General features: G+C 69.7%; 21 protein-coding genes and 1 pseudogene. 12 read left to right on the top strand and 10 right to left on the bottom strand.

Annotated elements, in window-relative coordinates:
• The first annotated feature begins 13 nt into the window (after positions 1-13).
• The 4 genes from ASG12_RS00180 (at position 14) to ASG12_RS00165 (ending at position 6,498) form a co-directional block, all read left to right on the top strand.
• Positions 14-1,837, top strand: a complete 1,824-nt coding sequence (locus ASG12_RS00180; protein WP_055783985.1) for a phosphoenolpyruvate carboxykinase (GTP) — start codon at positions 14-16, stop codon at positions 1,835-1,837.
• A 113-nt stretch (positions 1,838-1,950) separates the two neighbouring features.
• A complete protein-coding gene (locus ASG12_RS00175) occupies positions 1,951-3,048 on the top strand; it encodes an esterase-like activity of phytase family protein (RefSeq protein ID WP_055783983.1) in 1,098 nt (365 codons plus the stop codon).
• A gap of 142 nt (positions 3,049-3,190) precedes the next feature.
• Positions 3,191-3,949, top strand: a complete 759-nt coding sequence (locus ASG12_RS00170; protein WP_055783981.1) for an ABC transporter ATP-binding protein — start codon at positions 3,191-3,193, stop codon at positions 3,947-3,949.
• A complete protein-coding gene (locus tag ASG12_RS00165) occupies positions 3,946-6,498 on the top strand; it encodes an ABC transporter permease (protein WP_055783978.1) in 2,553 nt (850 codons plus the stop codon). The genes ASG12_RS00170 and ASG12_RS00165 overlap by 4 nt, the downstream gene beginning before the upstream one ends.
• 3 nt (positions 6,499-6,501) lie before the next feature.
• Here the strand turns inward: ASG12_RS00165 and ASG12_RS00160 are convergent, their stop codons facing one another.
• Both ASG12_RS00160 and ASG12_RS00155 read right to left on the bottom strand, forming a co-directional pair.
• The gene (locus ASG12_RS00160) at positions 6,502-6,990 is read right to left on the bottom strand and encodes a PaaI family thioesterase (RefSeq protein WP_055783976.1); all 489 of its coding nucleotides are present in this window, start codon (positions 6,988-6,990) and stop codon (positions 6,502-6,504) included.
• On the bottom strand, positions 6,987-7,502 hold the full coding sequence (locus ASG12_RS00155; protein ID WP_055783974.1) for a winged helix-turn-helix transcriptional regulator: 516 nt from the start codon (positions 7,500-7,502) through the stop codon (positions 6,987-6,989). Before ASG12_RS00155 ends, ASG12_RS00160 begins: the two co-directional genes overlap by 4 nt.
• A 98-nt stretch (positions 7,503-7,600) precedes the next feature.
• On the opposite strand from ASG12_RS00155, the gene ASG12_RS00150 reads away from it, so the two are divergent.
• Positions 7,601-8,740 carry an epoxide hydrolase family protein gene (locus ASG12_RS00150; protein WP_156377990.1) on the top strand — a complete coding sequence of 380 codons (1,140 nt, stop codon included), beginning with the start codon at positions 7,601-7,603 and terminating at the stop codon, positions 8,738-8,740.
• Here ASG12_RS00150 and ASG12_RS00145 read toward each other — a convergent pair.
• A complete protein-coding gene (locus ASG12_RS00145) occupies positions 8,728-9,558 on the bottom strand; it encodes a G1 family glutamic endopeptidase (protein WP_055783972.1) in 831 nt (276 codons plus the stop codon). The genes ASG12_RS00150 and ASG12_RS00145 overlap by 13 nt on opposite strands.
• 198 nt (positions 9,559-9,756) lie before the next feature.
• Here ASG12_RS00145 and ASG12_RS21925 point away from each other — a divergent pair, with 198 nt between their 5' ends.
• Both ASG12_RS21925 and ASG12_RS00135 read left to right on the top strand, forming a co-directional pair.
• Positions 9,757-10,593: a hypothetical protein gene (locus tag ASG12_RS21925; RefSeq protein ID WP_055783970.1), complete on the top strand. Its 837-nt coding sequence runs from the start codon at positions 9,757-9,759 to the stop codon at positions 10,591-10,593.
• Positions 10,594-10,714: 121 nt separating this feature from the next.
• Positions 10,715-12,040, top strand: coding sequence for an HNH endonuclease (locus ASG12_RS00135; RefSeq protein WP_082501498.1), 1,326 nt, complete (start codon positions 10,715-10,717; stop codon positions 12,038-12,040).
• Here the strand turns inward: ASG12_RS00135 and ASG12_RS00130 are convergent.
• Positions 12,023-12,790 carry a class I SAM-dependent methyltransferase gene (locus ASG12_RS00130; RefSeq protein ID WP_055783966.1) on the bottom strand — a complete coding sequence of 256 codons (768 nt, stop codon included), beginning with the start codon at positions 12,788-12,790 and terminating at the stop codon, positions 12,023-12,025. The genes ASG12_RS00135 and ASG12_RS00130 overlap by 18 nt on opposite strands.
• 33 nt (positions 12,791-12,823) lie before the next feature.
• Between ASG12_RS00130 and ASG12_RS00125 the strand changes: the two genes are divergently transcribed.
• On the top strand, positions 12,824-14,062 hold the full coding sequence (locus tag ASG12_RS00125; RefSeq protein ID WP_055783964.1) for a glycosyltransferase family 4 protein: 1,239 nt from the start codon (positions 12,824-12,826) through the stop codon (positions 14,060-14,062).
• Here the strand turns inward: ASG12_RS00125 and ASG12_RS21010 are convergent.
• The 3 genes and pseudogenes from ASG12_RS21010 to ASG12_RS00115 form a co-directional block, all read right to left on the bottom strand.
• A pseudogene (locus ASG12_RS21010) lies at positions 13,999-14,466 on the bottom strand (nuclear transport factor 2 family protein); the annotation flags it as partial. The gene ASG12_RS00125 and the pseudogene ASG12_RS21010 sit on opposite strands and share 64 nt — an antisense overlap.
• On the bottom strand, positions 14,418-16,166 hold the full coding sequence (locus tag ASG12_RS00120; protein ID WP_200932708.1) for a hypothetical protein: 1,749 nt from the start codon (positions 16,164-16,166) through the stop codon (positions 14,418-14,420). The pseudogene ASG12_RS21010 and the gene ASG12_RS00120, both read right to left, overlap by 49 nt.
• 11 nt (positions 16,167-16,177) lie before the next feature.
• A complete protein-coding gene (locus tag ASG12_RS00115; protein ID WP_055783962.1) occupies positions 16,178-17,284 on the bottom strand; it encodes a serine hydrolase in 1,107 nt (368 codons plus the stop codon).
• A gap of 62 nt (positions 17,285-17,346) precedes the next feature.
• On the opposite strand from ASG12_RS00115, the gene ASG12_RS00110 reads away from it, so the two are divergent.
• Positions 17,347-18,531, top strand: a complete 1,185-nt coding sequence (locus tag ASG12_RS00110; protein WP_235455639.1) for a polysaccharide biosynthesis protein — start codon at positions 17,347-17,349, stop codon at positions 18,529-18,531.
• On the opposite strand, the gene ASG12_RS00105 is transcribed toward ASG12_RS00110, so the two are convergent.
• Positions 18,521-19,354 carry a helix-turn-helix transcriptional regulator gene (locus ASG12_RS00105; RefSeq protein WP_055783958.1) on the bottom strand — a complete coding sequence of 278 codons (834 nt, stop codon included), beginning with the start codon at positions 19,352-19,354 and terminating at the stop codon, positions 18,521-18,523. The genes ASG12_RS00110 and ASG12_RS00105 overlap by 11 nt on opposite strands.
• A gap of 141 nt (positions 19,355-19,495) precedes the next feature.
• Here ASG12_RS00105 and ASG12_RS00100 point away from each other — a divergent pair, with 141 nt between their 5' ends.
• Together ASG12_RS00100 and ASG12_RS00095 are read left to right on the top strand one after the other, a co-directional pair.
• Positions 19,496-20,242, top strand: coding sequence for an SDR family oxidoreductase (locus tag ASG12_RS00100; RefSeq protein ID WP_055783956.1), 747 nt, complete (start codon positions 19,496-19,498; stop codon positions 20,240-20,242).
• Positions 20,243-20,283: 41 nt separating this feature from the next.
• Positions 20,284-21,264 (top strand): LLM class F420-dependent oxidoreductase, encoded by a 981-nt coding sequence (locus ASG12_RS00095; protein WP_055783954.1) that lies wholly within the window; start codon positions 20,284-20,286, stop codon positions 21,262-21,264.
• Here the strand turns inward: ASG12_RS00095 and ASG12_RS00090 are convergent.
• Positions 21,238-21,927: a TetR/AcrR family transcriptional regulator gene (locus ASG12_RS00090; RefSeq protein WP_082501496.1), complete on the bottom strand. Its 690-nt coding sequence runs from the start codon at positions 21,925-21,927 to the stop codon at positions 21,238-21,240. The genes ASG12_RS00095 and ASG12_RS00090 overlap by 27 nt on opposite strands.
• 115 nt (positions 21,928-22,042) lie before the next feature.
• On the opposite strand from ASG12_RS00090, the gene ASG12_RS00085 reads away from it, so the two are divergent.
• A complete protein-coding gene (locus ASG12_RS00085) occupies positions 22,043-23,395 on the top strand; it encodes a serine hydrolase domain-containing protein (RefSeq protein ID WP_235455630.1) in 1,353 nt (450 codons plus the stop codon).
• A 29-nt stretch (positions 23,396-23,424) separates the two neighbouring features.
• On the opposite strand, the gene ASG12_RS00080 is transcribed toward ASG12_RS00085, so the two are convergent.
• A complete protein-coding gene (locus ASG12_RS00080; protein ID WP_082501494.1) occupies positions 23,425-24,867 on the bottom strand; it encodes a DUF3068 domain-containing protein in 1,443 nt (480 codons plus the stop codon).
• Between the last annotated feature and the right edge of the window lie 85 nt (positions 24,868-24,952).

Here is a 24,952-nt window from a genome sequence, read left to right as displayed (position 1 = left end):
AGGAGATGCACAGATGACCTCAGCGACCATCCCCGGTCTGGATCCCGACAACGCCCCCACCCGGCACGCCGAGCTCCTGGCCTGGGTCGCCGAGATCGCCGAGCTCACCCAGCCCGATCGCGTCGAGTGGTCCGACGGCAGCGACGAGGAGTGGACGCGGCTGACCGATCATCTCGTCGCCGCGGGCACCATCGTGAAGCTGAACGAGGAGAAGAAGCCCAACTCCTACCTCGCGACGTCCGATCCCGCCGACGTCGCCCGCGTCGAGTCGCGCACCTACATCTGTTCGAAGAACGAGATCGACGCCGGCCCCACCAACAACTGGGTCGACCCGTCCGAGATGCGCGCCACGATGACCGATCTGTACCGCGGCTGCATGCGCGGACGCACGATGTACGTCATCCCCTTCTGCATGGGCCCGCTCGGTGCCGACGACCCCAAGCTCGGTGTCGAGATCACCGACTCGGAGTACGTGGTCCTGTCGATGCGGATCATGACCCGCGTCGGCCCGCAGGTCGTGGAGCTGCTCGGCGAGGACCGCTTCTTCGTCAAGGCGCTGCACTCGCTCGGCGCGCCGCTGGCCGACGGCGAGGCCGACGTCCCGTGGCCCTGCAACACCACGAAGTACATCACCCACTTCCCCGAGGACCGCGAGATCTGGTCGTTCGGTTCGGGTTACGGCGGCAACGCGCTGCTGGGCAAGAAGTGCTACTCGCTGCGCATCGCCTCGGCCATGGCGCACGACGAGGGCTGGCTGGCCGAGCACATGCTGATCCTCAAGCTCATCAGCCCGGAGGAGAAGGCCTACTACTTCGCGGCGGCGTTCCCGAGCGCCTGCGGCAAGACCAACCTCGCGATGATCCAGCCGACCATCCCCGGCTGGCGCGCCGAGACCCTCGGCGACGACATCGCCTGGATGCGTTTCGGTGACGACGGCCGCCTCTACGCGGTGAACCCCGAGTTCGGGTTCTTCGGCGTGGCGCCGGGCACCAACTGGTCGTCGAACCCGAACGCGATGAAGACTGTCGAGGCCGGCAACACGATGTACACCAACGTCGCCCGCACCGACGACGGCGACATCTGGTGGGAGGGTCTCGAGGGCGAACACGATCACCTCGTCGACTGGCAGGGCAACGATTGGACCCCCGAGTCGGGAACGCCTGCCGCGCATCCGAACTCGCGCTACTGCACCCCGATGAGCCAGTGTCCCATCATGGCGCCGGAGTGGGACGACCCGCAGGGTGTGCCGATCTCGGGCATCCTGTTCGGCGGTCGTCGCAAGACCACCGTCCCGCTGGTGACCGAGGCCCGTAGCTGGCAGCACGGCGTGTTCATGGGCGCGACTGTCGGCTCCGAGCAGACCGCCGCCGCCGAGGGCACGGTCGGCACCATCCGCCGCGACCCGATGGCCATGCTGCCGTTCCTCGGCTACAACGTGGGCGACTACCTGCAGCACTGGATCGACCTCGGCAAGAACGCCGACGAGTCGAAGCTGCCGAAGGTGTTCTACGTCAACTGGTTCCGTCGTGGCGACGACAAGCGCTTCCTGTGGCCCGGATTCGGCGAGAACAGCCGCGTGCTGAAGTGGATCGTGGAGCGCATCGAGGGCACCGCCGACGGCGTCGAGACCCCCATCGGCATCGTCGCGACACCGGAGGCGCTCGATCTCGACGGCCTCGACGCGTCGCCCGCCGACGTCGCGGAGTCGCTCGCGGTGGACCTCGACGAGTGGCGCGGTGAGATCCCGTCGATCGAGGAGTGGTTCGAGTTCGTCGGTGAGAAGCTCCCGACCGGGATCGCCGACGAGTTCGCCGCACTCAAGCAGCGTCTGAGCTGAACGCGACGAACATCACCGGACGCACCCGGACCGGTCACTTTCCGATCTCGCATCGCCGCTTTGCGGTACTTGGTCTGGTGCGGGTTCCGACGGTGCCGGTAGCATCCCGCCTCATGGGTCTCAGTCGCTCCGGCGCGCGTCGTTCCTCTCTCGGTGTCCTCCTCCTGAGCTGCGCGCTCGCGGTCGGCACCGTCGTGTCGGCACCGTCGTCGGCCGCTCCGGGGCTGCGGGGGCCGTCGGCGCGCTACGTGGACACGATGACCGTGCCCGACAACTTCATCCCGTTCCCCGCCCGTTTCGGCGGACTGTCGGGCATCGACAACATCGGTGGCGGCAACTACGTCGCGGTCAGCGACGACAAGGTCCAGTACGGCGCCACCCGGTACTACCAGTTCGGTCTGCCGATCACCTCCGACGGCATGTTCGCCTCGGCCACCCCGCAGATCAACGGCGGCGGCACCATCCTCGGGCCCGGCAACGTGCCGATCCTGCCCGGCGGCGCCGACCTCGAGGGCATCCGCAAGCTCGGTGGCAACTACGTCGTGTCCAGCGAGGGCGCACGTCCGTTCGTCCGGGTGATCACCCCGCCCGGGCTGTTCGTGCGTGATCTGCCGATCCCGCGTGCCTACCTCCCGGGCCGGTCGTCGGGCCTGGCCGTCAACGACGGTTTCGAGGGCCTCGCGGTCACCCCGGGCGGTTCGATCGCCCTGATGACCGAGCAGGCCCTGCGCCAGGACGGTCCCGCCCCCACCAAGGCCGCGGGCACCCGCTCACGGCTGCTGGTCTACGGCGCCCGAGGCGGCACCAACGAGTACGTGTACCGCACCGATCCGCTCGCGCGGAATGCGAGCAACCGTGCGAGCAAGGGCGTCTCGGAGATCCTCGCCGTCAACGCCACCGACTTCCTCGTCCTCGAGCGCGGATTCGATCCCGCGACCGGCCGCAACGACATCAAGGTCTTCTTCTCCACCACCCGCGGCGCCACCTCGGTGACCGGGGTGAACCGCCTCTCGGGTCGCGAGACGGTGATGCCCAAGACGCTGGTCTACGACTTCGCGTCGGTGCCGCTGCTGCGCCCGGACAACGTCGAGGGAATGGCCTTCGGACCGCGACTGTCCGACAACCGTCGCGCGCTGATCCTCATCAGCGACGACAACTTCAACAACCCGACCCAGCACACCAAGCTGCACCTGCTGGCGCTGCGCTTCTAGGTCACTCCTCCGCCCACCCCCGTCCGCCGTGGATGATGGTGGGGGAAAAGATCAGGGACTGCCCCGATGACGACGGTGACCGTCGCGGGCGATCATCTCGTGTGAGCACAGGCCACACGGGTGCCCCGGTCGGAAGGCGGACATGAGCGTTTCAGCAGCAGAACAGTCGACGAGTGCGGAGATCGCGGCGCGCGCAACCGATGTGACCAAGACCTACGGGTCGGGTGACACCACGGTCGAGGCCCTGCGCGGCGTCTCGTTGTCGTTCCGCTCGGGGGAGTTCACCGCGATCATGGGTCCGTCGGGTTCGGGCAAATCGACCCTGATGCACTGCCTCGCCGGCCTCGATTCGGTGAGCGGCGGGTCGGTCACCATCGGTGACACCGATCTCACCTCGCTGGGCGACAAGGAGATGACCCGGTTGCGTCGCGACCGCATCGGGTTCGTCTTCCAGTCCTACAACCTCGTGCCCACCCTCACCGCACGCGAGAACATCACCCTGCCGCTCGACATCGCCGGCCGCACCCCCGATCAGCAATGGTTCGACACCGTCGTCGACCGCCTCGGCATCGGTGAGCGCCTCGGTCACCGCCCCAGTGAGCTGTCCGGCGGCCAGCAGCAGCGGGTGGCCTGTGCCCGCGCCCTGGTCGGGCAGCCCGCGATCATCTTCGGCGACGAACCGACCGGCAACCTCGACTCCCGGTCCTCGGGTGAGGTGATGAGCATCCTGCGTGCCGCGGTCGACGAGTTCGGTCAGACCGTCGTCATAGTCACCCACGACCCGCGTGCCGCGAGCTGGGCCGACCGGGTGGTGTTCCTCGCCGACGGCCGCATCGTCGAGGAGCTGCACAAGCCGTCGGCCGACGACGTGTACGCCTACATGAAGAACCTCGACGCATGAGTTCGGCGTCCACCATGCGCCGGGTCTCACTGCGAAACCTGGCCGCGCACAAGGTCCGACTCGTGCTCACGGTCCTCTCGGTGGTGCTCGGCACCTCGTTCGTGGCGGGGTCGATCATCTTCACCGGGACCATCTCGACGGCGTTCGACAACATCTTCGACAAGGTGGCGCTCGGGGTCGACACCCGACTGAGCCCGGCCGAGTCGAGGGCGTCGGGGGTCGACACCGCGGTGCTCGACCGCCTCGAGGCCGAGAAGTCGCAGCTGGGCATCGCCAAGATCGTCCCGCGTTACTCGGCCACGGTCACCATCGCCAAGGCCGACGGCACCGCCCTGCAGACCGGTGGCGCACCCAGTGTCGGGACGGCGTTCACGCCGCCCGCCGAGGCGTTGTCGACGACGGAGTCGATGCTCGAACCCGGCGGTCGCGCGCCGGTCGGGACCGGTGAGATCGCGCTCAACGCCAGTGCGGCGAAGGAGGCCGGCCTCTCGGTCGGGTCGACCACGACGCTGGTGGTGAGCCGCGGTGCGGCCACGCCGATGAAGGTCACCGTGGTCGGCATCGTCGACCTCCCCCAGGACACCGGCGGGTACGTCAACGTCCAGGTGGAGGAATCGGTTGCCCGGCAACTGTTCTCCGCCGACGACCGGCCCGCGTTCATCGAGATGGCGGCGGTACCGGGGGTGAGTGCGCAGACGCTCACCGACCGGGTGCAGGCCGCGTTCGGCGACGACTACAAGGCCCAGACCGGCGCCCAGGTACGGCAGGAGGAGAAGGACCGGGTCAACCAGTTCCTCGACGTCTTCAACTACATCCTGTTGGCGTTCGCGGCGATCGGGCTCATCGTCGGCACGTTCATCATCTACAACACCTTCGCGATGATCATCGCCCAGCGGGTGAAGGAGCTCGCGCTGCTGCGCGCCATCGGCGCCGGACGCGGACAGATCACCCGGTCGGTGTTGCTCGAGGCGTTCGTGGTCGGATTGTTCGGCGGCCTCGTGGGGCTCGGTGTCGGTGTCGGGTTGGCGGCGATCCTCAAGGCGGTCACGACCTCCACCTCGGGACTGCCCAGTGCGCCCTTGGAACTCACGCCGAGCGCGGTGATCGCCTGCATGGCCGTGGGCATCGTCGTGACGATGATCAGCGCCTACGCCCCGGCGCGGCGTGCGGGTCAGGTGTCCCCGGTGGAGGCGATGCGCGAGAGCGCCACCGACGGCGCCTCGTCGCTGAGGCGGCGCACCCTCGCCGGCGCGATCCTCGGCGTCGTCGGTGTCGCGGTCATCGGCATCGGCACCTCCGGACAGGGAGCGAAGTACGCGTCGACCGTCGGTGGCGGCGCACTCCTCATGATCATCGCGGTCGTGTTGTTCGCCCCGGCGCTGTCGCGGCCGCTCGTCGGCGCACTCGGCCGGGTGCTCGGTGCTCCGTTCGGCAAGATCGGTCGGCTCGCCCGAACCAACGCGGTGCGCAATCCGAGACGCACGGCGGCAACGGCTTTCGCGCTCACCCTCGGACTGATGCTCGTCGCGGTGGTCGGCACGTTCGGGTCGAGTCTGAAGGGGTCGATCGACACCGCCATCAACAAGAACCTGTCGGCGGATCTCGTGCTGGCCACGTCGGATCAGGGTGCGCTGCCGACGTCGGTGGTCACCGCGGCCGGCAAGGCGCAGGGCGTGGGCACCGCGGTGTCGTTCCGCATCGTCGCCGCCAAGGTCGACGGTCAGGCGGTCAGCGGCATCTCGCCCACCGGTGACCTCGGTGCGGTCACGCCGTACGAGATGCTCGACGGCGCGTCGAAATCGATCCCGTCCGACGGGATGATCATCTCGGAGAAGACCAGTGAGTCGAAGGGCTGGAAACGCGGCCAGGTGCTGACGTTCACCGGTTACGACGGCGCCACGGTGCCGGTCACGGTGTCCGGCATCTACAAGGACTCACAGATCCTCGACCCCTGGCAGATGGGGGAGGGGGCCTACGAGAAGCTGGTGCCCGCCGGATATCGATCGGATCTGTTGGTGCTGGTGAAGGCCGCGCCGGGGGAATCGGTCGATGCGCTGCGCACCGAGTTGACCGCCGCCACCAAGGATTTCCTGACGGTGCAGGTCGAGGACCGTGCGCAGTTCGTCGGGCAGGCGTCGTCGCAGATCGACCAGATGTTGGCCGTGCTCTACGGCATGCTCGGGTTGGCGCTGGTGATCGCGGTGCTCGGCATCATCAACACGTTGGCGTTGTCGGTGATCGAGCGCAAACGCGAGATCGGGATGCTCCGCGCGATCGGCATGGCCCGCGCCCAGGTCCGCCGGACCATCTACGTCGAGTCGGTCCTGATCGCCATCTTCGGTGCCGTGCTGGGCGTCATCCTCGGCAGCGGTATCGGCATCGCCCTGGTGCGCACGTTCCGCGATCTCGGGATCACCACCGCCGTGCTGCCGTACGGCCTGATCGGGATCACGCTGGTGGCGGCCGCGTTCGTCGGCGTGCTGGCCGCGCTGTGGCCGGCCGTGCGCGCCGCGCGGACCAACCCCCTCGAGGCCATCACCGACGCGTAGGCGTCACGGTCGCAGGATCACGCAGCTGCTGGTGGCCGAGGCGAGCAATCGGTCGTCGCCGTCGCGGATCTCGGCCTGCGCGAGCGCGGTTCGGCGCCCGGCGTGGACGACCGTTCCGGTGCAGGTGATCTCGCCGGTGTCGGCGCGCACGCCGCGCAGGTACTTCACCGACAGGTCGAGGCTGGTGTAGCCGACCCCCTCGTCGAGCACGGTCTGCACCGCGCAGCCCGCGGCGGAGTCGAGCAGGGTGGCGAGGATGCCGCCGTGCACCGAGCCGATCGGGTTGTAGTGGTATTCGGCGGGCTGCAGCGCGAAGACGACGCGACCGGACTCGGCCGAGACGAGGGTGGCGCCGGTCAGGTGCATGATCGGCGGCGCGGGCACCTCGCCGGCGGCGAGCGCGCGGATGAACTCGAGGCCGGTGCGGCCCTGCGCGGCCGACGCCGTGGCCATCGGGTCGTCCCAGGTGACGGTGCGGGTGCGGTCGGTCATGTGTGGTCCTCGGGGGTCTCGGTGTCGGGTGCAGGGCCCGCGGCGAGCGCGGTCTCGTGTCGGGGAACGAGATGGTCATCGGTGCAGCGCATCTCGGCGTGCACGGTCGCGCCGCAGTCGCGGTGCACGGTGTGCAGCGGGGGTCCGGGCTCGGGTGCCTCCCATCGGTCGCCCCAGTCACGTAGGGCGGTGAGCACCACGCGGAGTTCACCGCCCTTGGCGGTGAGTCGGTACTCCTGCCGTTCCCGTTGTCCCGGCTCGCGATAGGGACGGCGTTCGAGGATCCCGGCCGCGGCCAGCTCTCCCAGCCGCTTCGCCGCGGCCGATTCCGACACCCCGACCCGCTCGGCGAAGTCGTCGAAACGTCGGGTGCCGAAGAACGCCTCGCGGAGCAGCAGCAGCGAGATCCGGTTGCCGATCACCTCGAGGGCGCGGGCGATCGAGCAGTTCGCGTTCGTGAGCGTCCACTCCCCACGGTCGGGGAGCAGCTCGGGCGGCGGATGGGTGGCCATCGGGCCAGGCTAACACCCCTGGCTTTTCTGTCGAGAAGTCAGTCGATGGGGGCACACTGGTGGCCGTGACTTCTGATGACAGCACCCCTTCGGAGACGATCACCCCCTTCCGCGTCGAGGTGGCGCAGGCGCAGCTCGACGATCTCGCCGATCGCCTCGCCCGCACCCGGTGGGCCGAGCCGGAGACCGTCGACGACATCTCCCAGGGGGTGCGGGAGGAGTTCCTGCGTTCGCTGGTCGCGCACTGGGCCGACGGCTACGACTGGCGTCGACTCGAGCGCCGTCTCAACGACCTGCCGCAGTTCCGGGTCGAACTCGACGGCGGAGGCCCGGACAGCCTGCGGGTCCACGTGATCCACGTGCGGTCGTCGCGGCCCGACGCCACGCCGCTGCTGTTGACGCACGGGTGGCCGGGCTCGGTGTGCGAGTTCCTCGACGTGATCGCGCCCCTGACCGAGCCGGGAGCCGACGAACCGGCCTTCCACGTCGTGATCCCGGCCCTGCCGGGCTTCGGGTTCAGTGACAAACCGAGGTCGCCGGGCTGGGGGATCGAGCGGATCGCCGACGCCTGGGCGCAACTCATGGCGCGTCTCGGCTACGAGCGGTACGTCGCGCAGGGCGGCGACTGGGGGTCGATCGTGACGAGCAGTCTCGCCGAACGCGACGCCGAGCACGTGATGGGCATCCACCTGAACATGCCCCTCGCCCCGCCGGATCGTGATGACGAGCCGACTGCGCAGGAGGCGCAGATCCTCGCCGAGTCGGCCGAGCACCGGCGTCAGCGCACCGGGTACCAGAACCAGCAGTCGACCCGGCCGCAGACACTGGGATACGGCCTGGTCGATTCCCCGGTCGGGCAGGCGGCGTGGATCGTCGAGAAGTTCTGGGAGTGGACCGATCACGACGGCGACCTGACGTCGATCCTCGACCACGATCAGCTGCTCGACGCGGTGATGATGTACTGGCTGCCCGCCGCGGGTGCGTCGTCGGCGCGGATCTACTGGGAGGCCGCCCACAATCCGACGTGGCCGAACATCACCGTGCCGGTGGGCATCTCCATGTTCCCGAAGGAGATCTTCCGGACCTCACGGCGGTGGGCGGCGAAGCGGTACCCGACCCTGGGTTACTTCCACGAGGTCGATCGTGGTGGCCACTTCGCCGCCCTCGAACAGCCCGAGCTCTTCGTGTCCGAGGTCCGGGCGTGGTTCGTGACGCTGAGAACGGTTCAGCCGGTGTAGGTCTGGGTGCCGGTCGCCAGCCAGGTGGTGGTGAAGCCGTTGCCCGTGGCGTTGGGCGCCGATGTCTGCGTCTCCTGTGTGCCCTGACCGTCGACGATGTCGATCGACTGGCTCGAGGTGAGTGCCGGCGAGGCCCCGTTGACGGTGATGCCGCGGAAGGTCACCGACCCCCAGTTCGGCGCTGTCGAGATGTAGCCGTTGACGTCGGTGTCCTCCTGGATCCATTCGGCCGAGGCGCCCGGGCCGGTGTAGGCGGCGGTCTTGCTCGCGGTCTGGCCGGTGGTGGTGTCGGTGAGCGTCATCAACGAGGTGGTGCCGTTGGTGACCACCGACGCGGTGATGGCGTCGCCGGGGGAGATCGGGAAGCGGCTGAACCGGGTCTCGGGGGCGGGGTCGCTGGGCGTGATCACCTCCCACCACGCGTAGTACGAGACCTTGCCGTTGACGACGTCGGCCTCGGTGCCGGTCTGGGTGAGGTAGCTGTTGGCGGCGCCGTCGACGCCGACCCACGTCGAGGAGTAGCCGGGGTAGGTGGTCGACGTCTTGGGGACCGTCCACGACGCCGTCGAGCTCTTGAACTGCCCCGCCGACCCGGTCTGGGCGTAGCCCGCCCAGTTCGTCGAGGTGCTGCCGGCGGCGACGCGGCTGGTCTTCGATCCGCGCGGCTTGCGGCCGACGAGGGGATGCCCGTGGATGCCGGTGGATGCGGAGATGGCGCTCGTGGTGGCGGGAACGTCGACGCTCGCCGCGACGGCCACGGTCGGGACGACCGCGGACGTGGCCAGGGCGGCGAGGGTGACGGCGAGATGGCGGCGCATGGGGATCCCTACTGTTAGTTGCCGGTGATAACCGAATGAGTGAGACCACCTGATCAGAGTTCTGCCCGGTTGGCGTGGTGAAGACCGATTTGTCGTGGTCGTACGCCGAAAAGGCCGTGTTCGGCGGGTGGGCGCCCGGCGCCAGGCAGACTGGTGGGCGACCCGGCAGGACGTCGGTGGGACGAGAGAGGCTGCGAGATGACCGAACGACCCGGTGGCGAGCATGATCCCGGAGCGGACGATCAGTGGCGCCCGGTCGACCCGGTGGGCGGCAACCCGCCCACGCAGGCCTTCGACCCCGCCCAGGGCCCGTATCCGCAGGATCCGTACGCGCAACCCCAGTACGGGCAGCAGCCGCCCTACGGCGAGCCCCAGTACGGCACCGCTCAGTACGGGCAGACCCCGTACGGGCAGACCCCTTACGGCCAGGCGCAGTACGACCAGACCCAGTACGGCCAGCCGCAGTACACCCAGCCGGGGTACGGCCAGGATCCGTATGCCCAGCCCCAGTACGGCGGGACCCAATACGGCGGGACACCGCCCGGCGGTGGCAACACGAACCGGACGCTGTGGTTGATCGCGGCCGTGGTGGCCCTGCTCGTGGTGGTGGCACTGGTGGCCGGCTACTTCCTGGTGAGCAACAGCGGCGATGACAGCGACAACGGTCTGGCGGCGTCGAGCAGCACGTCGGTCACCGCGCCGGACGATTCGCTGATCCCCGATCTCCCCGGCGGCGCGATCCCCACCGAGGAACCGCCGACGTCGGCGACGCCGACCGCGGGGCAGATCCTGTACCAGATCACGGGCAACGGCCAGGTTCTCGGACTGACCTACTCGGCGGGCCAGACCTTCAAGATCACACCGCGACTCATCACCCCGCCGTGGTCGGTGGCCGTCGATGTGGAGGTGACACCGTCGTTGACGGCGGTCGTCCTCCAGGGTCAGCTGACGTGCACGATCAGCCGCGACGGCAAGGTGCTGAACACCTCGACATCGTCGACCGGCTTGTTGCGCTGTGAGGCGCCAGCGGGCTGATCGGCGCGCTTGCTCGTCGCGCCGAACCGGTTGCGCGCGAAATGCATTGAGTTGCGACTGTTGTCCACAGGACTCGCGATCGACGTGGCGATTGTCGGTGGGTGCAGATACAATAGAACACATGAACGACGGGGATGGAGACGCGACAATGGTTGCGCTGCAATCATTCCTGTCTTTACTCCCCGAGCTTCCCGCTGCCGGCGACGAGGCGGCCGCGATCGATCGCATCTCGGTACTCGAGGCGATCAAGGCGGGTTGCGCTGCGGCGCAGGCGGTCGAGACGATGCGACTCGAGGAACTCCGCGTCGAATCCGAGTCCGCCGTCGGCGTACCGAAGGCCCGCCAGGGTCGTGGGTTGGCCGCCGAGGTCGCACTCGCACGCAAAGCGTCCGGCTCTGCTGGTGGTCGGCACCTCGGGTTCGCGCGTGCGTTGATGCACGAGATGCCGCACACGCGTGCGGCGTTGGCGTCCGGTGCGCTGACCGAATGGCGGGCGACGATCCTCGTGCGGGAGACCGCGCACCTCACCCCGCATGATCGCGGAGAGATCGACCGCCGCATGTGCGCCGATGTGTCGGTGCTGGAGGGCGTCGGGGACCGCGCGTTGGATGCCGAGGTGAAGCGGATCGCCTACGAGCTCGATCCGCAGGCCGTGGTGGACCGGCACGCTCATGCGGTGAAGGATCGCCGCGTGTCGACCCGGCCGGCCCCAGATGGGATGGTGCGGCTGTCGGCGTTGTTGCCGTTGGTGTCCGGGATCTCGGTGTACGCGGCGCTGAAGAAGCAGGCCGATGCCACCGTCGGTGGTGATGACCGGACCCACGCGCAGGTGATGGCCGACGCCCTCGTCGAACGGGTCACCGGCGCCGCGACAGCAGACGCTCTGCCGGTGGCGGTGAACGTCGTGATGTCCGACGAGGTCTTGGCCGGGAACGGCAGTGCGGCAGCCCATGTGACCGGTTACGGCCCGATCCCCGCCGACACCGCCCGCGCGATGGTGGCCACCTCCCTCGACGCCGACGCGGCCACCACCCTGCGCCGGGTCTACAAGGCCCCGACGAGCGGCGCGCTGATCGCGATGGACTCCACCGCACGCCTCTTTCCGACCGGATTGAAACACTTCCTCGACCTGCGCGACGGGTCGTGCCGCATCCCGTACTGCGATGCCCCGATTGCCGAGTACGACCACGCCGATCCCCATGCGCGGGGCGGTGCCACCTCAGCCGCCAACGGCGGCGGAATGTGCCTGGCCCACAACCGCGCCAAACAGAACCCCGGCTGGCGGATGACTACCGCCGACCACACCGACACCGGCCGCCACACCGCGACGATCACGACACCCACCGGACGCACTCATGTCTCGCGCGCACCGGCGCCCCCGGGTCACCACGACGAAACCGTCAGTCTCGTCGAACGACAACTCCGGTCGCTACTGGACGCCGCCTGAGCGGAACACCAGTACGAGGTTGCTGCCCAACAGTTCTCGGAGAACGGGTACGCGCATCACCCACCAGGACCAGCGGGGAAGGTAACGGGGAAATGAGGCGACGAGGGTAGCGGTGTCGGTGGGAACGTTTGCGGCCCAGCGGAGTCCGTCGGATGCGGTGACACGGAAGAGACTGGTGCCGTAGAGGTTCTTCGGTGGGTGGCCATGACGGCGGGTGTACATGCGGGCAGCGCGGGCGCCGCCGAGGTAGTGGGTGAGACCCATCTCGTGGCCACCGAACGGGCCGTACCAGAGGGTGTAGCTGAGGATCACGGTGCCGCCGGGTCGGGTGACGCGCAGCATCTCGGTGCCCATGCGCCACGGATCGCGGACGTGTTCGGCGACGTTGGAGGAGAAGCAGACGTCGAACGCACCGTCGGCGAAGGGCAGGTCCATCCCCGAGGCGCGGACGGTCGCGCGGTGCGGGAGCGCGGCGGCGTGCAGTTCGGCGGGGTCGGGCTCGGCGCTCACGTAGCGCGCGCCGAAGGCGCGGAACCCGTCGGCGAAGTAACCGGGTCCGCCACCGACGTCGAGGATCACCGCACCGTCGAGGTCGCCGTGGTGATCGGCCACGAGGTCCACCGAGTCACGGGCCAACGCCGAGTAGAAGCGGTCGGGGTCGGTCTGCTCGTAGCGGAAGTCGTTCAGCAACCCGGCGGCGCGACGCAGCGTGGCGCGACGGGCGAACGGGGACCGGGGCGGGGCGGACACGTCAGAACCCTAACGACCGATACCCTCGCAGACGTGTCGAGCCACACCGCGTCCTCCCGGGACCTCCCCGCAGAGGTGCTGCTGCTGTGCTGGCGCGACAGCGATCACCCGCAGGGCGGCGGCAGCGAGCGCTACCTCGAACGCGTCGGGGCGGAGTTCGCGCGACGCGGCGTGCGGGTCACGCTGCGCACCGCCGGATACCCGGGCGCCGCGCGTACCGAGGTCCGCGACGGCATCACCATCTCGCGCGGCGGGGGCCGGTTGTCGGTCTACCCGCGTGCGCTCGGTGCGATGGTCGCCGGGCGTCTCGGTCTCGGGCCCCTCGCGGGCCTGGCGCCGGACGCCGTCATCGACACCCAGAACGGCATCCCCTTCTTCGCCGCCGCCGTCACGCGTGCACCGGTCGTCGTCCTGGTCCACCACTGTCATCGCGCGCAGTGGCCGGTGGCCGGTCGGCTGCTCGGGACGATCGGCTGGCTCATCGAGTCGCGGATCTCGCCACGAGTGCACCGGCGCAGGCAGTACCTCACCGTCTCCGATCCCTCGGCCGGGGATCTGCACGCCCTGGGCGTCGAGTCCGAGCGGGTGGCCATAGTGCGGGCGGGAGCAGATCCTTTGCCGCCCACCACGCCACTGCCCGTCGACGCCGACCAGCATCGCCTCGTGGTGCTGTCACGTCTGGTGCCGCACAAGCAGATCGAGGACGCCCTCGAGGTGGTCGCGCACCTGCGCGCCCGCGACGTCGCGGTGCACCTCGACGTCGTCGGTGACGGCTGGTGGGGAGATCGACTGCGCGAGAAGGCCGGCGAGCTCGACATCGTCGACCACGTCACCTTCCACGGCCACGTCGACGAGGCGACCAAACACCAACTGCTGGCCCGCGCCGAGATCCATCTCATGCCCTCACGCACCGAGGGCTGGGGCCTCGCGGTCATCGAGGCGGCCCAGCACGCCGTGCCCACCATCGGCTATCGCACGTCGCGAGGGCTCACCGACTCGGTGATCGACGGTGTCACCGGCCTCCTGGTGGACGGCGGTGAGGCCGAACGGTCGACCGAACTCGCCGGTGCCGCAGCAGTATTGCTCGCCGACCCCGATCGGCGCCGCACACTGGGCGAGGCGGGGCGTCAGCGGGTGTCGGGCTGGACCTGGTCGGCCACGGCCGACGCCGTCGGTGCCGTGGTGTCGGCGGCAGCATCGGGCAGGTATATCGCCGGGCCGGTGGTGAGCCCGAAGCTGGGGACGTCGGCCAGCGAGACCGTCGCCTCGTAGGTCCGCTGGTAGCCGGTGGAACTGATCCGCCAGCCGTCGTCGGTGCGCCGGTAGGTGTCGGTGTAGACCGCGGCGCCGAACAGCATGAACTGTGCACCCGCGGCGATCACCCGGTCCTGGAGGTACCAGTGCCCGGTCGCGGTGTCGCCGCCGGGATCGATGTCGATCTCGGGATGTCCCACGTGGTGTTCGGTGATGATCTCGGCGGTGCCCAGGGAGGTGCGCATGAAGTCGACGAGCCGCTCGCGGGTGTCGAAGGACAGCGAAGCCCCGTACGCGCCGGTCACGTCCTCGGTGAGCGTGGCCTCGAACTCGTCCCAGCGCTTGGTGTCGAGTGTGCGCAGGTAGCGGTACTTCAGCCTGCAGATCGCGGCGACGTCGGCGGCGGTGTCGGTGCTCTCCATGCTCCCCATGAGAACAGCCGCCGCCCCCGTCCCGCGGCCACTCCGCCGAACCCGACCCCGCCGACGATGACCGCGAGCCACACGAGATGCGCCGCCCACGACAGCACCCGGTCGACGGTCGACGCACGCACGACGACGGGGTCGACCACGCGATACAGGGTGAGAAGGTCGCCGCGATAGACCACCGGCAGCGTCGTCAGCGTCGCGGAGGGCGTGTGCGGTCCGACCGATTCGACGAGCACCCAGCCGACCCCGAGCCGCGCCAGCTCGGCCGGGGGCTCACCCCGGGCGAGGATCGCCTCGGCGCGGGCGGCCCGCGAGTCGGGAGCGGTGTCGACCGCTCGCCCGTCGACGAACAACTCCCCGGTCGCGAGCACCGGTGCGCGCAGCAGGCGGGCGGTGGGGTCGAGTGACACGACACCGTCGGTGAACGCGTACCGCCGATTCGACCCGGTCGGCAGCACGACGACGTCGCCGGCATCGGCGGGCACCAGCGCGGCGACCTCGGCGAAGTCGCTCGGCAACGACACCGTGCGCACCTCACCCCCCACGCCGGCGGCGAGGTCGGGCAGCGGCGCGACCACGAGCAGTGCGACGCACGCCGCGGCCAGCCCTCGGGGCACGAATCGACCTATCACCTGCACCGCGGCGGCCGCGGCGATCGCGTAGAACGGGACCACCAGGGCGACGAACTTCGAGGTGTCGCGCAGCAGACCGGCGCCCGGGACGGTGTCGACGAGTCCGCGCAGCACCGCCTGACCGGGCGTGGTGGCCGCGAGCGTGACGAGTACGAGCGCCGCCACCGCGACGGCCGCGGTGACGCCGATCAGCCGGACCCGACGCCACCGGCGCCGCAGCGCGACACACCCGATCGCCACGACGGCCAGCAGGCACAGGGTCGCGATGAGGGCCCACACCCCGGTGCGGCTCGCCGGCACCGCGTCGGCGTTCCAGATGCCACCCAGACCGGCGAGCGTCCCGAGGGTTCCCAGCCCGGTCTCCGCGCGCGCGGCGAACGCGGCGACGGCCGCGGTGTCGGAGGTGGCCGGCGCGGTCGACAATGCTGCGGCCACCGTCCACGGCAGGCTCGTCACGATCCCGATTACCGCGACCCCGACCACCGCACGGGGCCGTGGGACCACCACGGCGAGGGCGACGACGACGGCGAACATCCAGCCCGTCGGGGTGATGCCCGCGACGGCGACCCACGCGGCGAGACGCGCCCACGTCCGACCGTCGGGGCGGCGACGGCAGTCCTCGGCCGCCAGGATCACCCACCCGAGCGCGGCGTAACCCAGCAGCAGGCTCCACTGACCCTGCAGAAGGCGTTCGGCGACAAAGGGATTCCAGATGCCGATCGCCGCGCCGGCGAGGAGTCCCGGTGTCCGCGCGGCGGGCACGACCCGCCCCGCGAGTCGCCCGAACCCGACACCGGCGAGAACCAGCGCGGCGAACGTGAGCGTGGTGACGACCACGGAGCCATCCAGCACACGGCTCGCGACCGCGATCAACCAGTCCTGCGGAACCGCTCGCGCAGGTGCGTCACCGAGCCCCAGCGCGGTGTCGGTGACGAAGCTCCGCGGCGTCGATACCGCGTCGCGGTAGAGCAGGTCGCCCCCCGCGAACAGCGGCGCGACGATCAGCGCCGAGAGTCCCGCGCTCGTGAGCCACAGCGTCGCCCGAGCTCCGCCGCGGTTCATGGGTCACGACACTAGTGACCGCCGGTCGCGCACTGCACCGCAGCCACGATGGCCGCGTCGCCGCGCACCAGGCCGAGCAGCAGCTTCTGCTGGGCGTAGTTCGACTTCTGGTAGTCGGCACTCGACAGCCCGCGGACCAGCAGCGTCGCGGTCGAGATGTGCCCGGCAGGGGTTCGGAACTCGAAGTTGTCGGTGAGCACCGAGTTGTTCGGCGCGAAGAGGCTCCCACCCTTGAAGCCGAGCACCGAGCCGTCCGGCTGGGGCCCCTGGTATTCGAGGATCGACCGTGCGAGTGGGGCTCCGGGACCGAACGACCCGTCGGCGATGGCGCCGATGAGCCGGTTGAGGCCACGGGCGGGCTGCGAGTACGAGCGGTCGACCTGGGCGCTGGTCGTGAGGGCGGTGAGACGCGGCGCCGCGGCGAACACGGCTGCGCGATAGCGGGCGTCGTCGTGGTATCTGCGCGCGGCGGCCTGCTGGCGTGCCTGCGTCGTCAGCGTCGGGTCGATCAGCCTGAGGTAGAGCGCTGCATTGAGCGGCGGGAGCCCGGTCAGCCCGTACTGCCGCATGACCGCGTCGAAACCGGCGTCACCGAGGACCGATCGCAGGGTGTCGGGGGCCGCCGAGTCGGAGAAGCGGATCATCACGTCGGCGAGCTGGGCCAGGCTCACCCGCAGCGACGCCGGGCGCGCGGAACCGGGGGCCCCGGTCAGCGGTGGGAGCTTCAGGTACTCCAGTGCCTTGACGTGGGCGCCGCCGTCGATCGGCAGGTACCAGCGTTCCCACTCGTTCACGCTGACGGTCTGCGTCGGGGTGATCCGGCCCGATGCGACGGCGCGCGCGTAGACGGCGAGGTTGATGAGCTTGGATGCCGACGCCGTCGGGTACGCACGATCGGCGTTGTGCGAAACGGTCACGCGCCCGCCGTCGGTGACCACGAGCCCGTAGTCCTTCGGGTGCGCGGCCAGGTAGCCGATCCAGCCCTGCTCGGTGGACGTGTCGGCGGCCGGGGGCGGGGGACACGGGGCGGCCGAGGCGGGACCCACGCTCGTGGGGGCGACGAGCGCGACCGCTGCCATGAGCAGACCGGTGAGGAACGACGCAGTGCGGCGTGACATGGACCAGATCGTAAACGATGCGAACGACCTGGGTGAAGCATGACGGCTGACACACTCGACCGGTGACGACAGGGTCGATGGCGCGATCGGTGGGCCTGGTGGCCGTGGGCAGCATGGTCGCCAACGTGTGCGCCTACTTCGTGCACCTGCCCGCCAGCGCGTGGCTGTCGACCGACGCCTACGGCGAGTTCGCCGTGCTGCTGCAGGCGACCCTGGTGCTCGGCGTCCCGGCGCTCGCGGTGCAGGCCGTGACCGCGCGGGAAGTGGTCGCGGGGCGGCCGATCGGATCGTTGGTCCGGCTCGGCGGGATCACCGCGGCCGCGGTCGCCATGCTCGCCGCGATCGCGGTGTGGCCGTTCACGGTGTTCGCCCACACGGGCGCCGTGGCGACCGCGGCGGCGTTCACGGTGGCGCCGCTGTTGGTGCTCATCGCCGTCGGGCAGGGCATCATCCAGGGCCGCACCGAGTTCCGTCGACTCGCCTGGGTGATCGGGACGGTCGGGGTGGCCCGGACGGTGCCGCCGTTCGTGGCGCTCGCGTTCGGTGGCGGTCCGGCCTCGGCGTTGGTGGCGACGATGGCCGGTGCCGTGGCGGCCGCGGTGCTGGTCGCGTGGCAGGCCCGCCTCGTCGCGCCCGAGGCCGGCTCGATGTCGCTGCCGCGGCTGTCGCCGGCGAGTGTGCTGCAGGCGTCACAGGTGCAGCTGGTCTTGATCTCCGCGACGTCGGTGGACCTGTTGTTGGCACGAGCGGTGTTGGGCGAGAGTGATTCCGGGGTCTACGCGCTGGGGACGGTGGCGAGCAAGGTCGCGTTCTGGCTACCCCAGGCGGTGGGTCTCGTCGTCTTCCCACGCCTTGCCGACGCCCAGCGCTCGGCGGCGACCTTGCGGACGGCGATCATGGTCCTGGTGGGGCTGTCGGCGGCGACCACGCTCGCGTCGGTGGCGGGCGGCCCGCTGGTGCCGATCGTGATCGGCGAGGACTATCGGCCCGTCGCCGGTCTGCTGTGGCTGTTCGCGATCACCGGCGGCGCACTGGCCGTGCTGCAGGTCGCACTGCTCGCGGCCATCGCGCGGCACCGCACCCGGATCGCCGCGGTGCCGTGGGTGGTGCTCGCGGTCGAGGTCGTCCTGATCCTGACCTGCGCGACGTCGGTGGCCGGGCTCGCGGTGATCGCGGCGGGATCCGCGGTCGTCGCCGCGGCACTCACGGTCACGGTGTTGTCGCGCGACGACACCGTCAGGCCGTGACCGCGGCGAGCATCGACAGCTTCTGGTGGCTCTCGCTGCCGGGGGTGGCGGTGTAGACCAGCAGCAGCAGTCCCTGGTCGGGTTCGGTGAGCGTCTGGCAGTTCACCTCGATCGTCCCCAGCTCCGGGTGCACGATCCGCTTCGTCGACACGTCGAGTGCCACATCGACGTCGTGCTGCGACCACAGTTCGACGAACTCCGGTGACACCTCGGCGAGTGCCCGACTCACCTCTGCGGCGCGGGAACTCGACCCCTCGACGGTCACCGCGCGTCGCAGACGCGCGGTGTGCGCCCGCGCGTGGTGGTCGTGATCGGGCTCGGGGACGCGTGCGCGCTGTCGGGGGTCGGTGAACCAGCGGTACACGACGCTGCGGTGCACCCCGGTGTACTCGGTCTCGTCGCCGAGGAGGGCGACGGCCGGACGGGTCTGGATGAGGGTCTCGCCCGCGCCGTTGACGACCATCGCGGGGGTGTCGCCGAGTCGATCCACGATGCGCAGCAGCCCTGGAGGCACGTGGTCGTTGCGGGTGATGCGTTGCGGCGCATGATGTCCGGCGAGAACAAAGAGGTGATCGCGCTCGGCCAGCGACAGGTGCAGCGCCCGAGCGAGCGCGGTGAGCATCTGGTCCGACGGCTGCGGACCGCGCTTCTGTTCCAGTCGGGACAGGTAGTCGGTCGACATGCCGGCGAGCATCGCGACCTCCTCGCGCCGCAGCCCCGGGGTGCGGCGTCGTTGCCCGCGCGGCAATCCCACGTCCTCGGGCGCCAACGCTTCCCGGCGACGCGTGAGGAATTCGGCGAGCCCGGCGCGATCGGTGTCCACCCGACCATCATGGGCGACGCCGTGCGCCACATCCAGGGAGCACCGATCCCACGATGAGCGGTGCCTTCCTGCCCGTCTCGGTCGGGTGTCGACTGGTGTCACCGGGCCACTGGAGCCACCGCACACGAGAAACGAGATCCCATGCAGATCACCGGCAACACCATCTTCCTCCCCGGCGCCACTTCGGGGATCGGCGAAGCCCTCGCCGTCGCCCTGCACGACGCCGGCAACACCGTGGTGATCGCCGGGCGCCGCCAGGAACGCCTCGACGACATCGCCGCCCGCCACCCGGGCATCGAGACCGCGCGCCTCGACGTCGCCGACCCGGCGTCGATCGACGCCGTCGCCGCGGACGTGCTCGCCCGATTCCCGGCGCTCAACGTCCTCATCACGATGGCCGGTGTCGCCGGTCCCGAGGACCTCACCTCGGCCGACTTCGTCGACACCGCCGAACGCATCGTGACCACGAATGTCCTCGGGACGATCCGCCTCGTCGGCGCGTTCACCGAACACTTCGCGACAGTGTCCGATGCGACCGTGGTGACCGTCTCGTCCGGTTTGGCGTTCACGCCGATGCCGGTGACGCCCACCTACTCGGCCACGAAGTCGTTCGTCCACGCCTTCACCGACTCACTGCGGATCCAGTTGCGCGACAGCGGTGTCCGGGTCCGCGAGCTCGTACCGCCGGCGGTCCAGACCGACATCTTCGACGGGCAGGCCGACGCCGAGTGGGCGATGCCGCTCGCCGATTTCGTCACCGAGGTGATGGATCTGCTCGCCGGCGACGACGACGAGATCGTGGTCCGCAACGCCCGCGCACTGCGGAACTCGGAGGTCGACGGGACGCGCGGGGAGCTCATGGAGCATCTGGCGCATCTCATCGGTTGACGACTCTGGTGGGGGCATGGGGTGAGGCATACCGTGGAGGCATGAGCATCCGCCTCGGTTACCAGATCCCCAACTTCACCTACCCAGGGACGCCGGCCGACATCGTGCCGACCGTGCTCGCCCAGGCCCGCGAGGCCGAGGCCAGTGGCTTCGACGCCGTACTGGTGATGGACCACTTCTACCAACTCCCCGGGCTGGGTGAGCCGTCGGAACCGATGCTCGAGGCGTACACGCTGCTCGCGGCGATCGCCGGGGCGACCGAGTCGATCCAGTTGTCGACGCTGGTCACCGGCAACACCTACCGCAACCCGGCGATGCTCGCGAAGACGGTCACCACCCTCGACCTGGTGAGTGCGGGTCGCGCTGTCCTGGCGATCGGTGCGGGGTGGTTCGAGCTCGAGCACCAGCAGATGGGCTACGAGTTCGGCACCTTCACCGACCGTTTCGAGCGTCTCGACGAGGCCCTGCAGATCATCGAACCGATGTTGCGCGGCGGTCATCCCGAACTCGACGGCACGTGGTACCAGGCACATTCGACCCTGAACGAGCCACGGGTGCGCGACACGCTGCCGATCATGCTGGGTGGTGGCGGCGAGAAGAAGACGTTCGGTCTGGCCGCGCGGTACGCCGATCACCTCAACATCATCTGCAATGCGAGTGAACTGCCCCGCAAACTCGATGCCCTCGCCGCGCGCTGCGACGAGGCCGGTCGTGACCGCGGCAGCATCGAGACGAGCTTCCTCGCCTTCGTGATGGTCGACGCCGACGGCGACAAGGCCCGACAGATGCAGCGGGACTATCTGATCAAGACCGGTGTGAACGTCGATGCACTCGACGCCGACGGGTGGGCGCAGGCCACCGACCGGATGTTCGTCGGCACCCCCGACGACGTCGCCGAGCAGATCCAGCGTCGCGTGCTCGATCCCGGCGTCGACGGCGTGATTATCAATCTCGTTCCCAACGGCCACATCCCGGGAACCGTCGAGATGGCGGCGTCAGCGCTCAAGCCCCTCGTGGGCTGACGGGGCTGACGGGGCTGATGGGGCCGACGGGCTGACGGCCGGGTTCGGCGCCGACTCCATCAGCGCGCGGAGACCGCCGGCGATGAACCGTGCGGCGATCGCGATCGCCTCTGCGGGGTCGACCTCGGAGACGAGCAGGGACTCCCGGGCGGCGTAGACCGACGCGCCGACGACCATCGCCGCGAGCTGACGGATCGCCGGCGCCTCGGGGTCGATGCCGGCGACGGCGCCCATCCGGTCGGCCACGCGGGACACGATCGCCTCGTTGAAGTGGTCACGCAGGTCGCTCGGCGGGCCGGCGTCGCGCATCTCCACGATGAGTCGGAAGCCGTGCGGCCGGGCGGCGGCGTAGTCGAAGAACGCCGCGACGTCGGCGGCGACCTCGTCGTCGATCGTCAGGTCCTCGGCACGGCCGTAGGCGGCGAAGAGATGCTGTCGAGCGTGCTCGAACTCGCGCTCGAGGCACCGTTCGTACAGCGTCGCCTTGTCGGAGAAGTGCTTGTACAGAGTCGGTTTGGTGGTGTTGCCCCGGGTCGCGATGGCGGCGACGGTGGCGTCGGCGAATCCCTGCTCGGCGAAGACCTCGGCGGCGGCGGACAGCAACGGGTCCAACGGCACCGCCTCCGGCCCGGGCTTTCGCCTGCGTGCGTCGCGCTCGATCACCGCATTACTTTACTCACGGGTCAGCAGATGCTATCTGTTTACCATGAGGTCAAGTGTTCTGGATCACGTTCGTCTCGCCCTCGGAGTGGCGATCGCCCTCGCGACGGTGACGGCCGTGACCCCCGCGATCGGCTCGACACCGTCGGCGACTGCGGCCCCGGCATCGGCGGAGAGCCGCTGCGCGCTGCCCGGCTCCGGAGCCCCGTCGACGGCATCTCCGGCATCGGTCGGGATCGATCCGGGCAGGCTCGACGCCGCCATCGCGTTCGCGAGCTCCCGGCTGCGCACCAACATCACGGTCTTCCGCAACGACTGCCTCGTCGGTCGCGGGCCGTTCAACGCCGTGACCGACGACCTCCCGTGGAATCTGTGGAGCGGCACGAAGTCGGTCGTGTCGATGGTGGCCGGCGTCGCCCACAGCGAGGGGCGACTCGCGCTCGACGCACCGATCGGGCGGTACCTGCCGGCCGGTGAGGGCGATGCCGCCCATCGAGCGATCACCGTGCGCGATCTCCTCACGCAGACATCGGGTCTCAAGCAGTCGATCGTCAGCGAGGGCATCCCGGCCGCTCTCGATCTCGACACCGACATCGTCGGGCAGGCACTGGCCCTGCCGATCGTGCACCGCCCGGGCACCTTCTTCGAATACGGGCAACACAACGCCGATCTCCTCGCCCATGTGGTGCAGTCGGCGGTGGGCGAGGACTTCCAGACCTACGCGCAGAGAACGCTGTTCGCACCGCTGGGCATCGGCCGGGGTGACTGGTTCTGGAACCGCGACCGGCGCGGCAACACCTACGGCTACGCGTTCCTCTACATGCCACCGAGTGATTTCGCGCGCCTCGGACTCCTCATGCTGAACGACGGGTCGTGGAACGGTCGTCGCGTGATCGCGTCGGACTACGTCGCGGCACTGCGCACACCGACCGCGACGAACCCGTGCTACGGATTCCTGTTCTGGCTCAACCGATCCCCGTGCACCGGTCCGTCCATCCCGTCGCGCCAGACGCAGGACGTGGCACCGCTGGCCGGCATGCCCGCCGACGCCTACGCGATGGTCGGGCTGATGCAGCAGAACAACTTCATCATCCCCAGCCTCGACCTGCTGGTCAGCTGGACCGGCGCGTTCGGGGACGTGTCACCGGACCCGATCACCCTGCTCAGCGGAAGCCTCAACAGCGAGCTCTACCACGACTTCCTGCGATTGCTGGCCGCAGCGATCGTCCGGCCGCGCCTGCCCGACCCCGGGCCCTACCGCCCGACGTTCAACCTCACCGTCGACCCGGATCAGTCCGCCGATCCCTCGATCGCGTTGGGCGCGTTCGGACTCGGGCCCTACGCGCCGAAGGGGTGCACCCTGGTGCGGTGCGGCGACACCCCGCTGCGCGCACCCCTGCAGGGCAACCCGGGGTGCTTCGCCATCACCTGCCTGCCGACCCCGACAGGACCGGGCCGGCGACCGAACTGATCGGTCGCCCGACCTGATCGGTCGTCAGGTCAGGTCCGCTTCCAGGGGTCGTCATCGCGACGGGTCTCCGCCGATCCGGGTCCGTTCTCGTCGGGCTCGGACCAGCCGTGCGGCTCGTCGCCGGTGACGCGCGGGATGTTCTGTGTCGCATCGTCGTCGGTCGGACCGGCGCCGGATGCCCCACCGCCGCGCTTACGCAGGTCGGGGAACGTCGAGGTGGCGTCATCCGAGCCGCCGAAGGCGCCGGAGTCGTCGCGTGTGGCGGCGGAGTCGGTGTCCTGGGTGGCCACCGGGTAGTACGGATCCTCGCCGCCCGCGGTGGCGGGGGTGCGACGCGGTCCGCGCAGCAGCAGCACGATGCCGGCGGCGAGGGCCAGCACACCGAGGATGCCGAACACGATCGGCATCCATCGTCCCCACAGCTTGATCGGCGACGCGAGGTCCTTGGCGTCGGCGGCGCGCTGCTCCTGGGTCTTCTGGTCGTAGGCGAAGGTGGCGTCGAGGTTGGTCAGCGAGAAGTTCTTCAGCGCATCGGGTGCGTCGTCGCTGATGCCCGAGATCTTGAAGTACTCCTGGACGCGCTCGCGGTCGTTCACGATCGTCCCGGTCGTGGGGTCCACGTAGAGGTCGCGGGTGGTCTTGCGGTAGAGGTCGGCGGGCAGCACCTGCTTGCCGTCGATACCGGGGAAACCGCCGTACCAGGACGCGCTCTGGGTGAGCTGCGTGCCCTGCGGGACACCACCGTTCGCATCCTTGAGCGAAGCGAGGTTCGCCTCGGGCACCTCCTGCGAGAAGTGGTCGACCTTCACACCGTTGATCTCGGTCGAGTCGACGTACTTCAGCGGGCTGGTGGTGCGGCTCGCGAGGTCGAAGTAGATGTAGTTCTTGCCCTTGTCGGTGTCGAAGGGGAAGCGGTACTGCAGCCCGCGGCGATCGGGGATGGTGACGGTCTTGTCCGACGAGTCGAGCTGCACCTCGGAGCTGCCCCCGCCGCCCAGTGCCGGCGCACCGGTGGTGCGGTTGGTGGTCACGCGGTCCTTGGTCGCGCTCAACAGCGCACCGAGGCAGCCGCCGCCGCTGGTCGAATCCGAACTGGGCGTCACGGTCTCACCCGAGATCTGCACCTGGTTGATGCGCACCGAGGTGCCGGCCTGGAAGGTGACGCGGTCACTGTTCGCCGGCTTGACGACCACCACGCGCTGCTGGCGGGTCAGGTTGGCCGGCGACACCTCCGGCTTCGACGACGTGAGCGAGCACCGGTTGAGGATCTGCGCGGGCAACGCCTGGCTCCCCGAGGAGCCGTCGGTGCGCTGCGAGGTCGACACGGTCGTGTAATCGGTGTCCATCGGGGTCTTCTGGAACTGACCCACCAGGTACAGCGGCATCGCGATGGCGGCGACCACGAACAGCGCCCCGATGAAGATGAGGACGGGCCCCACCAGCTCTCGGACCGACATACGGCTTGACGCCATGGCGAAGACTCCTTCGGAGACGATGTGTCCGGCCGGTGGTCGCCGCGTCGTCGGCGCGGAGTCGACGTGAGCGGTCCCACCCTGC

Origin of the sequence: Williamsia sp. Leaf354, from assembly GCF_001424365.1 — a bacterium.
Classification (GTDB): Bacteria; Actinomycetota; Actinomycetes; order Mycobacteriales; family Mycobacteriaceae; genus Williamsia_A.
This window is presented reverse-complemented; position numbering and strand designations above follow the sequence as displayed.